Origin of the sequence: Collinsella sp. AM36-4AA (genome assembly GCF_003467795.1) — a bacterium.
Lineage (GTDB): Bacteria > Actinomycetota > Coriobacteriia > Coriobacteriales > Coriobacteriaceae > Collinsella.
Window position 1 is genome coordinate 1 of record NZ_QSHS01000038.1, and the last position, 12,979, is coordinate 12,979.

At 60.5% G+C, this 12,979-nt stretch carries 11 protein-coding genes, 1 tRNA gene and 1 riboswitch; of the genes, 1 reads left to right on the forward strand and 11 read right to left on the reverse strand.

Annotation, left to right across the window (positions count from 1 at the left end):
- Positions 1 to 102: 102 nt before the first annotated feature.
- Positions 103 to 178 (forward strand) — tRNA-Val (locus DW850_RS09595).
- 609 nt (positions 179 to 787) lie between these two features.
- On the opposite strand, the gene DW850_RS09600 is transcribed toward DW850_RS09595, so the two are convergent.
- The 11 genes from DW850_RS09600 to groES form a co-directional block, all read right to left on the reverse strand.
- The gene (locus DW850_RS09600; RefSeq protein WP_117786919.1) at positions 788 to 2,071 is read right to left on the reverse strand and encodes an aminotransferase class III-fold pyridoxal phosphate-dependent enzyme; all 1,284 of its coding nucleotides are present in this window, start codon (positions 2,069 to 2,071) and stop codon (positions 788 to 790) included.
- Positions 2,072 to 2,139: 68 nt separating this feature from the next.
- On the reverse strand, positions 2,140 to 3,120 hold the full coding sequence (gene argB, locus DW850_RS09605) for an acetylglutamate kinase (RefSeq protein WP_117786920.1): 981 nt from the start codon (positions 3,118 to 3,120) through the stop codon (positions 2,140 to 2,142).
- Between the two features lie 81 nt (positions 3,121 to 3,201).
- A complete protein-coding gene (gene argJ / locus DW850_RS09610) occupies positions 3,202 to 4,470 on the reverse strand; it encodes a bifunctional glutamate N-acetyltransferase/amino-acid acetyltransferase ArgJ (RefSeq protein WP_199570231.1) in 1,269 nt (422 codons plus the stop codon).
- 134 nt (positions 4,471 to 4,604) lie between these two features.
- Complete coding sequence (gene argC / locus DW850_RS09615; protein ID WP_117770107.1) at positions 4,605 to 5,675, reverse strand: N-acetyl-gamma-glutamyl-phosphate reductase; 1,071 nt, start codon at positions 5,673 to 5,675, stop codon at positions 4,605 to 4,607.
- Between the two features lie 257 nt (positions 5,676 to 5,932).
- Positions 5,933 to 6,343, reverse strand: a complete 411-nt coding sequence (locus DW850_RS09620) for a pyridoxamine 5'-phosphate oxidase family protein (protein WP_117786922.1) — start codon at positions 6,341 to 6,343, stop codon at positions 5,933 to 5,935.
- 51 nt (positions 6,344 to 6,394) lie between these two features.
- Positions 6,395 to 6,841, reverse strand: a complete 447-nt coding sequence (locus DW850_RS09625) for a pyridoxamine 5'-phosphate oxidase family protein (protein ID WP_117563813.1) — start codon at positions 6,839 to 6,841, stop codon at positions 6,395 to 6,397.
- Positions 6,842 to 6,871: 30 nt separating this feature from the next.
- Positions 6,872 to 7,672 (reverse strand): energy-coupling factor transporter transmembrane protein EcfT, encoded by an 801-nt coding sequence (locus DW850_RS09630; protein WP_055252301.1) that lies wholly within the window; start codon positions 7,670 to 7,672, stop codon positions 6,872 to 6,874.
- Positions 7,672 to 9,576 (reverse strand): energy-coupling factor transporter ATPase, encoded by a 1,905-nt coding sequence (locus tag DW850_RS09635; protein ID WP_117786923.1) that lies wholly within the window; start codon positions 9,574 to 9,576, stop codon positions 7,672 to 7,674. The genes DW850_RS09630 and DW850_RS09635 overlap by 1 nt, the downstream gene beginning before the upstream one ends.
- On the reverse strand, positions 9,573 to 10,163 hold the full coding sequence (locus tag DW850_RS09640) for an ECF transporter S component (protein ID WP_117786924.1): 591 nt from the start codon (positions 10,161 to 10,163) through the stop codon (positions 9,573 to 9,575). The genes DW850_RS09635 and DW850_RS09640 overlap by 4 nt, the downstream gene beginning before the upstream one ends.
- A 5-nt stretch (positions 10,164 to 10,168) precedes the next feature.
- A riboswitch (FMN riboswitch) is annotated at positions 10,169 to 10,361 on the reverse strand.
- A gap of 394 nt (positions 10,362 to 10,755) precedes the next feature.
- Complete coding sequence (gene groL / locus DW850_RS09645; RefSeq protein WP_117786925.1) at positions 10,756 to 12,393, reverse strand: chaperonin GroEL; 1,638 nt, start codon at positions 12,391 to 12,393, stop codon at positions 10,756 to 10,758.
- 96 nt (positions 12,394 to 12,489) lie between these two features.
- Positions 12,490 to 12,783: a co-chaperone GroES gene (groES, locus tag DW850_RS09650; RefSeq protein WP_040358989.1), complete on the reverse strand. Its 294-nt coding sequence runs from the start codon at positions 12,781 to 12,783 to the stop codon at positions 12,490 to 12,492.
- Positions 12,784 to 12,979: the final 196 nt, after the last annotated feature.

Here is a 12,979-nt window from a genome sequence, read left to right on the forward strand (position 1 = left end):
CTGTTGCAATGAAGATGAGAATCAAGGGCTGTGACACGCGTCGGTTACCTTTAATGGATATGAGGTGAATGAGGCGATTGTTTTGCTATACTCTCTCCGCACGGGCGATTGGCGCAACGGTTAGCGCAGGTGCTTTACACGCACAAGGCTGGGGGTTCGAATCCCTCATCGCCCACCATTGAATTGGAAACGGTCCTCGCAAGGGGACCGTTTTTGTTTGGGCCCAGCGCATGGGATTCGAACCCGACAGGGTGCGAAGCTGAGGAAACGCGAAGCGTTTTCCAGCGCAGCACGCGAGGGCCGCAGGCCCGAAGCGAAAGCGGGCGGCGTCAGCCGCACGCGACATCCCTCATCGCCCACCACTGATTTGATAGGCTCCCAGCAATGGGAGCCTTTCTTTTTTGGGCCCATTTCATGGGATTCGAACCCGCCAGCACGACTGTCACAAAGGCCGTGGCCAGAAAATGGCAAAAATGAGTACTGCCACCTTGCTTACAACATATCAAAAGATAGTATTTGCTTAAGTTACGAAACATATGTCCATTATAAGGACTAGCAATTGGATCAAAATCGTGCATTCATCGCCATTTCGACTTGCCATCTGGTCTTATTAGTCCAAAATTGCTGCGACCAAATCGGTAACAGTACTCATATTTAATGTTATTTGACCAGCAGGTCTCCCCGCCTTAGCAAATCTAAGGCAAAACGGGCTCCAGACCGCTGAATCATGCCACATAGGGCACGTCCGCAGTCCGGAACCCGGTCAAAGTTAAGTTATTTCGCTGTGTTAGGCCAAAACGTCCGACAGGATCTCGATCAGACTGTCCACGTCGGCTTCCTCGCAGACGAGCGGCGGCAAGAAACGCAGCGTATGGGCACCCGTAGCGTTAATCACGGCACCAGCCCCCAATGCACGGGCCACAACGTCGTGTGCATCACCCACAGTATCGTCCAGATCGCAGCCGAGCATCAAGCCGCGGCCACGCACCTCGGTCACGTTCGGCAGCTTGGCGAGCTTTGCCTCCATATAGGCGCCTACCTTGGCAACATGGTCGGCATAATCGCCGTGCACGAGCGCGGAGAGCGTCGCGGCACACGCCGCGATGGCCAAGCAGCTACCGCCAAAGGTCGAGCCGTGGTCGCCCGGCTTAAACACGTCGGCAATCTCCTTCTTTGCCACGACGGCACCCATGGGCACGCCATCAGCAATGCCCTTGGCAAGGCTCATGATGTCGGGTTCCACGCCATAGGTTTGGAATGCAAACGGCTTGCCGGAGCGGAAGATGCCGCACTGGACCTCGTCGGCGATAAGCACGGCGCCCACTTCGTGTGCCAGGTCGTGCGCTGCCGCCATAAACTCCTCGGTCATGGGGTGCACGCCGCTCTCACCCTGGATCGGCTCGAGCATCACGGCACAAATTTCGCTCCCCAGCTGCTTAAAGATCGCACGCAGTTCATCGATATCGTTGGGCGTGCAGGCCACAAAGCCACCCGGCAGCGGGCGGAAACTATCCTGCAGCCAATCCTGCATGGTGGCGGCAATGGTCTCGAGCGTACGGCCGTGGAAGCCGCCGCGCATGCACACGATAGTGTTGCCGCCGTTACCGGCACGTTTGGCGTACAGGCGCGCGAGCTTCATCGAGCCCTCGTTGGCCTCAGCGCCGGAGTTGGCAAAGAAGGTCTCCCAAACCTGCTCATCCGCAGCCGGGGCACCAAGAGCAGCTGCCGTGGTCTCATCGCCGGCGGCAATGGCATCGGCAAGCACGCGCGCACCATCTACGTCGTCGTTAGCAAGCTTGGACAGCAGCGCCGCGACCTGTCCGCGCTGCTCAATGTAGAAGTAATTGGAGACATGCATGAGCTTTTTGGTCTGTGCCTCGAGCGCCGAGAGCACGGCCGGGTCACCATGACCTAGGCTGCACACGCCGATGCCGGCAAGAAAGTCGAGGTACTCACGGCCATCGTCGCCGGTGAGCTTCATGCCGTGACCCTCGACAAACTCGACCGGAGAGCGGCCAAAGGTATGCATAACGTAATTGGATTCAAGCGATTGCTGAGCTGCAAGTGACATGGAATGCCTTTCGTTGAGCGCCGGACGGCGCAGGCCTATGGGTGCAGGAATTGGGCGGCTGCGGTCAGCTAGACCGTCTGGAGCTTCTCGACCTCGTCGAGGTTCTCGGCCAGACGCGCCGCAAAGGTCGAAAGCGGATGCGGATGCGTATCGAACTCGTAAGCCGTCTCGGTGGAGTGGATCACGGTACCGACGCCGGCGTCGGTCAGCAGCTCCAGCAGCAGCGAATGCGGCGTGGTACCGTTGATGATGTGAGCGCGAAATACGCCTCCGGCAAGCGCATCGACGGCAGCACGCAGCTTGGGAATCATGCCCTTATCGACCTCGCCGCCGTAGAGCATCTCGTTAACCTCGTCGAGCGTCAGGTTGGAAATGAGCGAATCCTTGTCGCTAAAGTCCTTGTACAGGCCGTCGACATCGGTCAAAAAGATCACCTTATGCGCATGGAGCGCCGCCGCAACGGCACCGGCGGCGGTATCGGCGTTGATGTTGAAGAAACCGCCGTCCTCCCCCGCCGCGACGGTAGCGATGACGGGGATGTACTCGCTATCGAGTAAGCGCTCGATATAGTCGGTGTTAACGTGCGTCACTTTGCCCACGCGACCGAGCTCGGGGTCGAGCGGCTCGGCGATGAGCGTGCCAGCATCGCTGCCCGACACGCCCACGGCCAGGTTGCCGTGGTGGTTGATGGCGACAACCAGCTCCTGGTTAACCTTGCCGCCCAGCACCTCGCGCACGATATCCATAGTCGCCGGCGTGGTCACGCGCTGGCCGTTCTTAAACTCGACGGGGATGTCATAGTGGCTCAGCGCCTCGTTGATAGCCTTGCCGCCGCCATGCACGATAACGGGGCGCATGCCGATGATCTTAAGCAGGACGATGTCGCTCATCACGTCGCGACGCAGCTGCTCGTCGACCATGGCGGCTCCGCCATATTTGATAACAACCGTCTTGCCGGTCAGGTTCTTAATCCACGGCAGCGCTTCGAACAGCAGCTGCGCGGTTGCTTCGTTGGATTCGCTCGAACGACAATCGCGTGCGAATTTCATAGTCTGCCTCGTCTTTCGTATCGTTATCGCGCCGTGCTCCGCTGTCCGCAATCGCGGCAAGATGCGCAGCGTGCCTGGAATCTAGGAACGGTAGTCGCCGTTGATGGAGATGTACTCATGCGTGAGGTCGCAGGTCCACACGGTCGTTGCCGCGTCGCCTGCGCCCAGGTCGGCCGAGATCACGATCTCGGGCGCCTCAAAACGTCGTAGAGCCTCGTCCTCGTCAAAGGGAACAGTCAGACCGTCGCGACAGACAGGCATGCCCATCATGTCGATGGAAACGTCTTCCTGATTAAACTTCACGCCGCACTTGCCAAGCGCCATGGCAACGCGGCCCCAGTTGCAGTCGTGGCCGGCGATGCAGGTCTTAACGAGCGGCGAGTTGGCAACGGCACGGGCGGCGATATCGGCCTCCTCGTCGTTAGCGGCGCCGGTAACGTTGACCGTAACAAGCTTGGATGCGCCCTCACCATCGGCGGCGATATTGCGCGCCAGGCTCTCGCACACCTCGTGCACGGCAAATGCCAACTCGTCAAAGGCATTGGAGCCCTCAACGATAGGCTCGGCATCTGCGGCAGCGGCGCCGGAGGCAAGCATGATGCAGGTGTCGTTGGTCGAGGTGTCGGAATCGACCGTTACCTTGTTAAAGGTCTGCTTGACGGTCGAGAGCAGCAGGGCATGAAGTGCCGCAGGCTCGACGGGGGCATCGGTGGTGATAACTGCGATCATGGTGGCCATGTTGGGCATGATCATACCCGAGCCCTTGCACATTCCGCCTACCGTATAGACATTGCCCGCATGACCCGCAGCCTCACTGACGTAGGATACGGCGTACTCCTTGGAGTGCGTGTCGGTCGTCATGATGGCGCGAGCGGCATCGGCGCCACCGTGGGCGGAGAGCGCCTCGTAGGCAGCAGGAATGGCGGTCTCAAACGTGTCGATCGACAGAATCTGGCCAATCACACCCGTGGAGGCAACCAGAATCTGCTGGGGCTCGCAGCCGATGACCTGCGAGGCGATGTTGCACGTCTCGCGCGCGCAGGCAAGGCCCGTCTCGCCCGTGGCGGCGTTGGCATTGCCAGAGTTGACCGAAATGCCGGCGATGATACCGTACCCCTTGTCGGTACCGCCCAGGTTGGCACGGCTCACCTGCACGGGCGCCGCGCAAAAGCGATTGGTGGTAAACACGCCAGCACCGGGACAGGGTTTATCGGGCACGACGAGCGCGTAATCCAGACGCTCGGGGTTCTTGCGGAACCCAGCGTGGATGCCTGCAGCCTTAAAACCAGCCGCAGCCGTAACGCCACCCTCGACGGCGCGAATCTTGATATCAAACAGCTCGGTATTCATCGTCTTTATGACTCCTTATGTCAAACAAAAAACGGACATCGGTTGGTGCGCCATGCCAGTCGTGATCATGAGACCAGCTTAAGAGTGGCGCCCCATTCGATGCCCGACTACCAAATCGTTAACAATCGAATGTGCTACACCGGGCACGCCACTGTGGGCAAGCCTCGTCGCTCGTCAAAGCCAAAGACGATATTGGCGCACTGGACTGCTTGGCCCGCAGCGCCCTTGCACAAATTGTCGATAGCACCCGTCGCCACCAGCACGCCCGCGCGCTTGTTGAGCGCGAGGCCAATCTGGGCAGCGTTGGTGCCGACGACCGAAGCCGTCTTGGGCTGCTGGCCGGCATCGAGCACGCGCACAAAGGTGCGACCGGCGTAGAACTGCTTGTAATGGTCGACAACGTCCTCAAGGGTCAAGGTATCGAGAGCCTGCGGCGTGAGCGGCAGCGTCACCGTGGAGAGCAGACCGCGCTTGAGCGGTGCCAGGTGCGGGGTAAAGACGACGCGATCGGTCAGGCCAAGGATTTGCTCAATCTCGGGCGTGTGGCGATGCTTGCCCACGCCGTAGGCCTCCAAGTTCTCGTCGGCGCTGCAAAAATGGGTGCGGGCGTTGCAGGACTTACCGGCGCCCGTCACGCCGCTAATGGCATCGACAATCACGGGGCCGTTCTCGGCCACCCAGCCCGCGCGCACGGCGGGCGCGGCGGCAAGGCTCGTTGCGGTGGGATAGCAACCGGCGCAGGCGACCAGCACGGATTTGCCGTCGGCATGGTCGGATGCGGCGGTCTCCAAGTCCTGGCAGAACAGCTCGGGCAGACCGAAGGCACGGGTCTTGAGCAGCTCGGGGCTCGTATGCTCGGCGGCATACCAAGCCTCAAAAACGGACGCGTCGTTCAGACGGTAGTCGGCCGAAAGATCAAAGCAGGAGACGCCCGATGCAAGCAGCGCGGGCACCTGTGCCATGGCAGCCGTGTGCGGCACGGCCAAAAAGACCGCGTCGCAGTTCTTGAGCTCAGGGGCATCATGCGTCGTAAAGACAAGATCGCTTACGCCGGTGAAGCTCGGGTGCACCGCAGACAACGGCTGGCCGGCATCGGCGTTGGACGTAATGGCAGCAAGTTCAAACTCGGGATGACCGAGGACGAGGCGAATGAGCTCGGCTCCGGCATATCCAGCCGCGCCGACGATTCCAACCTTCAAAGACATATCAGACTCCTTGTCTGCGATTTATGCACCGATGCGCATTTCGCAGCGGTCGTTATGAAGTGGGTTGAAACTTTAGCACCAAAAGATGCATGAATACGTAAATGGCTTGCATATTCATGCATTGAAACATTCCCGACACATTCGCTTGAAGGAATTGACAAATGGAGCGGGCCCCGTATTGACCGGCGCTCCTAACGGCGCCGGGCAATACGGGGCCCGCCCATGCGAAAACCAAGTTGTTAGGATGAGCCAGCTGGCTAGAGCTCGACCGGCACCCATTCGTCGTGATTGCAGATAAAAGCCTCGGGATCCTCGACGCTAAAGAAGACGAGCGTGGGGTCGTTAGGCCCCTCATAGTGCTCGCCCAGGCGCTCTAGATGCTTCCACCCAGCTTCGCGCATTTCGCCTAAAGCCCGGTCATCCAAGCCGGCACGCCCGCGCAAGATGAGCCAGCCATGGCCCGGCCACCAACTCGTGGCCTCAAAGCGCTGGTTTTGCAGCAGCTCTTGCCACACATCTTTGGTGCGCGCTGTTACAAACCACAGCTTGCCGTCCTGGATCTGCGCAAACGAAAACGGACGCACATGAGGCTGTCCGTCAACGCTCGTCGCCAAATACCATGCCGGCACCGACGTCAGATACTCCAACACCGTACTCAATCCGTCCATGTGTCCTCCTGGCGCTAGCTAATTCGGAACGGGTAGTTAATTTGAGACGCTCTAGAGCTCCAGGCGCTCCTCGCTGCCGTCGATATCACAGAAGCGCGCGGCAATGTTGCGGACCGAAAAGAAAGCAAGGCGGCCGTCGTTGGCACTCTCGTGTTCCTCGCCGATGCCCACCATGTGCTTAAAACCCGCTTGACGCACCTTGTCGCTCGCAACCGCGTCGTCCTCAAGTGCGGCCTCGCCGGTCAACACGATCCAACATTCCCCCGGCTTCCAGCCCGAGAGCTCAAACTTGGGATTCGCACTCAGCTCCGCCCACACATCCTTGTCGCGCGACGTGCAAAACCACAGCTTACCGTCATCGACCATGGCAAACGAAAACGGCCTCACGCGAGGCTGATGCCCGTCGGTCACATCGGTCGTGGCCAGATACCACGCCGGAATGCGCCTGAGATACGAACAGGCGCGCTCAAGCTGAGCCGTGCGGTCGTTGTCGGTCATAGGGACCCCTTTCTTGCGCTCGAATCGCGCCTAAACAAGTTGAAGGTTGACGACGATGACACACGCAAACAGCAGCATCGTCACAACCGCAGCCAGCGCATCCCCGCGGCGAAATGCAAGTGCATGCAGACGCGTGCGGCCCTGCTCGCCGTGATAGCAGCGTGCATCCATGGCGGCAGACAACGTCTCGGCATGACGGAACACGCCCGTGAACAGTGGAATCGCCACACTGCCGAGCATACGCACGCCGCCGAGCGGGCCACCCGTTACGCGTGCACCGCGGCTTGCCTGCGCGTCCGCCGTCTGCTTCATCTCGGTGGCAAACTGCGGCATAAAGCGCAACGCGATGCCCATGATCATGCCGAGCTCATGCGCAGGGAGCCCCACGCGCGCAAACGGTGCGAGCAGACGCTCAAAGCCCGCGGTGAGGTCGAGCGTAGGCGTGGTGAGCGTAATGGCGCTCATGCCGGCCATCATCAAGCTCAGGCGGCACGCCATAAAGGCGGCGGAATGCAGCGAGCCCTCGCTTATCTGCAAAAAGCCAAGCTGCCACAGAATGCGCCCGCTCTGGTCGGAAAACAGGTTGAGCACTGCGACCACCACGACAATCGCCAGCAATGGTGCCATCGATGATAGGACCCGGCGCAACGGCACCCGGGACACGGTATAGATCAGGACAACGAAGATTGCGACCGGGGCCAGTCCGCGGAAGCTGCTGACCGTGAGCGTCGTGATCAGAAACACAAAGCCCAAGAGCAACTTAGTTCGCGGGTCCAGGCGGTGGATCGCACTATCGCCGGGATAGTAGCTGCCAAACGAAAACGCCTCCATTAGCAGCCCTCCTCTCGCGCGACCGTCTTGGATTTAGCAATGTCCGCGACGTTAGAAGGACCGTCTGAGCGACCGATCAGCAAATCTGCCAGCTCGTCGGCCAGCGACTCAACCGTATAGAGCCCGCCGCAACGCAGCGGCACGCCCGCCTCCGCGAGCGCCAACGCCATGCGCTGAGCAGCAGGTACGCCCAAGCCGATCGACTTGAGCTCATCGGCATGTGCAAACACCTGCGCGGGGGTTCCCTCGGCAAACACCGCACCTTCGTTCATCACGACGATGCGGTCGCAGCAGTTGGCCAGGTCATCCATACTATGCGAAACCATGACAACGGTCAGGCCATCGCGGTGAAGCCGATCGATAAGCTCAAGGAAATCCCTGCGCGCAGCCGGATCGAGCCCCGCCATGGGTTCATCGAGCACCAGGACTTCGGGCTCCATGGCGAGCACACCGGCGAATGCCACGCGCCGTTGCTGACCGCCCGAAAGCTCAAAGGGACTCTTGTCGCCGACCGTGGAAAGGTCGAGGCCCACGCGCGAGAGCGACGACTCGACGCGACGGTCGACTTCATCTTGCGGCAAGCCAAGGTTGTGCGGGCCAAACGCCACGTCCTGCGTCACGGTTTCGGCAAACAGCTGACGCTCGGGATATTGAAACACCACGCCGACCTTGGCCTTAACCGCGGCGGCGTCTTTCTTGTTTGACAGATCGAGCCCCAGCGCGCGAACGAATCCCTCCTGGGGGCGAATCAAACCGTTGAGATGCTGGACCAGCGTCGACTTACCCGAACCGGTATGACCTGCCAAGCCCAGGAACTCGCCGCGACACACCGTCAGCGATACATCGCGCAGCGCCCACGGGCTGCTGGGGTCGTTTCCCCAGAGAGCCTGTTTGCTCGATTTGCCCGCAACGGCCGAGCGCTTATGCCAGCGGCGGCGCTCGCGCGGACTGAGCGAATAACTGTACGAAACATGGGATAGCTCTATGACGGGCTCCGACACGGCTGTCCCGTCGGTTGCAGAGGAGACGTTGTCGAGCACACGAGAATCGGATGCAGAAGGCCGCCCTGCGGTGTCTTCCCCACTCCGGTCGGCATATACCTGCGCAATCTCGGCGACCATATCCGCCTCGCGCACCTGCGCATGAACGGGCACGCCCTTCGCACGAAGCGCCATGCCCAAGCAGCACGACGCCGGCATATCCAGGTTGAGCTCCACGAGCCCATCTGCCCGCGTCAGAATCTCCTCGGGCGTACCGAGCATGGCAACGCGCCCCGCCCGAAACACCGCGACACGATCGGCCTCGGCGGCCTCTTCCATAAAGTGCGTAATCATCACGATGGTCATGCCGCGTTCGTGCAGCACGTGACAGGCCTTCATAAGGCCCTTGCGCCCGCGCGGATCGAGCATCGAGGACGCCTCGTCCAAAATGAGCACGCGCGGTTCCATGGCGAGCACACCGGCAAGCGCCACACGCTGCTTTTGACCGCCCGAAAGCGCATGGGTCTCGTGGCGCTCAAAGCCCACCAGGCCCACGCCCTTCAGCGCCTCGCGTACGCGCTGCGCAATTTGCGCCGATGGCACGCCAAGGTTTTCGGGACCGAACGCAACGTCATCTTCGACAAGCGTTGCCACCAGCTGGTCGTCGGGATTCTGGAACACCATGCCTGCGGTCGAACGAATGTCGTAGACCAGCTCGGGATCGGACGCATCCATACCGTTGATACGTACCGTGCCCGCATCGGGCTGCAGCAGCGCATTCAGATGCTTGGCAAACGTCGACTTGCCCGACCCGTTTCCGCCGAGAATGCAGAAAAACTCGCCATTCTCGATGTTCAGATCGATGCCATCGAGCGCCGGTGTGGCACCGTCATAACTAAAGGAAACGCCCCGACACTCAATCATGCGCGGCCTTTGACCTGGTCCTTCTTGGGTGTGATGAGGTTGGAGACCGCCTTGTACACCGCCAGCGTCAACACCGAGTTGAGCACGGTCTTGATGAGGTTGAACGGCAGCACGGCAGGAATCATGAGCGGGGCGATCACATCGACCGAGCCATACCAGAACCAAACGCCGATGGTCAGATTCGCAACCATAGAAAGCGCCGTAGCGGCAATAACGCCCAGCGCCAGGCCGATCACGGCACCCTTATAGGTGTGCATCTTTTGATAGACGATCGCCGCGGGCAGAATAAAGCCCAACGTAGCGACCAAGTTCATAAGCGCACCAACCCAATCGCCCGTGGTAAGCGCATGGATAACGATCGCCATAGCGGCAACAGCGGTGCCGGCACCAGGGCCATACGCAAATCCACACACCATCGCCGGCACCAGCGACGGGTCATACGTCAAAAACGGCGCCGAGGGAAGGATAGGCAGCTGCACATACATAAACAGGGCGCCCAAGGCGCACATCAACGCCATGGTAACGAGCTGTTTGGTGCTCCACCTATTCGTGTTCTCAAAATGGATATGCTGCGACTGTTCAGACATAAGATCACCTGCCTCTTTCATCCGGACTCTAACCGTTGGTACTGGAATCTCACCAGTTCAGCCGGCATACGAACCAACGCACACACGGGTCGCGGACTCATCGGCTCGGTCGCAGGCACTTTACCTGCGCCACGGCGTCCCTTTGACACCGCCCGATTTACCGCCAGTGGGGAATTTCACCCCGCCCTGAAACAGCAATTGCTAGTGTAGCACCAGCAGGCGTTCGCGCAAGTATGCCAAGGGTAATTTATGGCGAGGGGAAACGCTCCAGAAATACGCCCGGGACAAGTTAACGCGACAACCACGTTCTCCGTCCACGCCAAAGTGATGCGCTTTTCGCGCAAAGCGCGAAACAGCAACCGGGACATGTCTCCCCAACAACCACGTCCTCCGCCCACGCCGACCTCAAGGCCGTAAACGCAGGAAGTCCGGGGGCGTGACGGGGTTTCTCTCCGGAATATTCCGCAGGACGCAAAGAGGCTCCGCAGCGCGAAGCGCGATGCGGAGCCTCTTTGCATGTCCGAGGACGTTCCGGAGAGAAACCCCCGTCACGCCCCCGGATTCCCGGTGGGAGTTCTAGACCTTGTCGGCCTTAGTACATACCGCCGCCCTGCTGACCAGCGGTGGCAGCAGCGACAGCGTCCTCAAGCTGAGTGTTTTTGGGGACATCGGAGACGGTAGCCTCGGTGATGAGGATCAGGCTGGCGACAGAAGCAGCGTTCTGCAGGGTGACGCGGCTGACCTTGACGGGGTCGAGGACGCCCATCTCGATCATGTCGCCCCACTCGCCGTTGGCAGAGTTGAGACCCTGGCCAGCAGGCAGCTCGGCAACCTTGTCGACCACGACAGCGCCCTCAAAGCCAGCGTTCTTGGCGATGGTGGCGACCGGAGCGGTCAAAGCCTTCTTGACGATATCGACGCCGATCTTCTCCTCGGGGTCGTCGATCTCGACAGCGTCGAGTGCAGGAGCAGCGTCCATGAAGGCGACGCCGCCGCCGGCGACGATGCCCTCCTCGACAGCAGCGCGGGTAGCCTGCAGGGCATCCTCGACGCGGTGCTTGATCTCCTTGAGCTCGGACTCGGTAGCAGCGCCGACCTTGATGACGGCAACGCCACCGGAGAGCTTGGCCAGGCGCTCCTGGAGCTTCTCACGGTCGAAGTCAGAGGTGGTGTTCTCCATCTCGCCCTTAATCTGAGCGATACGGGCGTCAATGGCCTCCTTGGAGCCAGCGCCGCCGACGACAACGGTGTTGTCCTTGGAAATGGTGACGGACTTAGCGGTGCCGAGCATATCGGCGGTGATGTCAGCGACCTTCACGCCCAGCTCGTCCAGAGCAGCCTGACCACCGGTGAGGACGGCGATGTCCTCGAGGATGCGCTTGCGGCGATCGCCGTAGCCCGGGGCCTTGACGGCGCAGACGTTGAGAGCGCCACGGATCTTGTTGAGGACGAGGGTCGGCAGAGCCTCGCCGTCGATGTCCTCAGCGATGATGAGCAGGCCACGGCCGGCGCGCTGGACAGCCTCGAGAACAGGCATGATGTCCTGAACGCTGGAGATCTTCTGGTCGGTGATGAGGATGTACGGATCCTTCATCACGGCCTCCATGCGGTCGTTGTCCGTGACAAAGTAAGCGGAAACATAGCCCTTGTCGAACTGCATGCCCTCGACAGTGTCGATGGTGATGTCGAACGTCTGGGAATCCTCGACGGTGATGACGCCGTCCTTGCCCACGACCTCCATGGCCTCGGCGATCTTCTCGCCGACCTCGGGGTCACCAGCGGAGATGGTGCCGACAGAAGCGATCTGCTCCTTGGTCTCGACCGGCTTGGCCTGCTTCTTCATCTCGGCGACGGCGGCGTTGACGGCCTTGTCGATGCCGCGACGGATAGCCAGCGGGTTGGCGCCGGCGGCGACGTTGCGCAGACCGTCGTTGACGATAGCCTGAGCGAGCAGGGTTGCGGTGGTGGTGCCGTCACCCACGGTGTCGTTGGTCTTGGTGGCGACCTCCTTCACCAGCTGAGCGCCCATGTTCTCGATGTTGTCCTCGAGCTCAATCTCCTTAGCGACGGAAACGCCGTCGTTGGTGATGGTCGGGGCACCGAACGTGCGCTGCAGCGCAACGTAGCGGCCCTTGGGGCCCATGGTGACGGTAACGGCGTCGGCCAGAGTGTTGACGCCCTTGGCGAGCTTGGCGCGGGCATCGGTGTTGAACGTAATGTTCTTTGCCATGGTAGGTAATCCTCCAAAAGAAATGTGACTCGCGTCGCCGCTTCCGAGTCCTATGCGGCGGGCGCGTTCAAAGACGAATCAGAGATTCTGACGAGACTAGGCCTCGACGACGGCGTAGATGTCGTCGGCGCGCATCAGCAGATACTTCTCGCCGTCGACCTTGACCTCGTTGCCGCCGAACTTACCGTAGATGACAACGTCGCCGACCTGAACGTCCATAGGGATGCGCTCACCCTTGTCGTTGACCTTACCGGCGCCAACGGCAACGATGGTGCCGCGCTGCGGCTTCTCCTGAGCGTTGCTGGCGATATACAGACCAGAAGCGGTCTTCTGCTCGGCCTCGTCGGGCTTGACCAGGACGCGATCTGCAAGCGGCTTCAAAGACGACATGCTTGTTTCCTCCTTTGTGGGCCGCGCGGTCATGCCGCGCGGGTTAACCCTTTTTGTTTGCGTACGCGTTGAATGGTACCCACGAATGGCGGGTTATACAACACGGAGTCAAAAAATCTTATTTTTTGGCACTTAGATTTTCTGAATGCCGGGGGATAACTTAGCAGTGGCTCCCGTGTGGCTCCGGAGGGGCGGG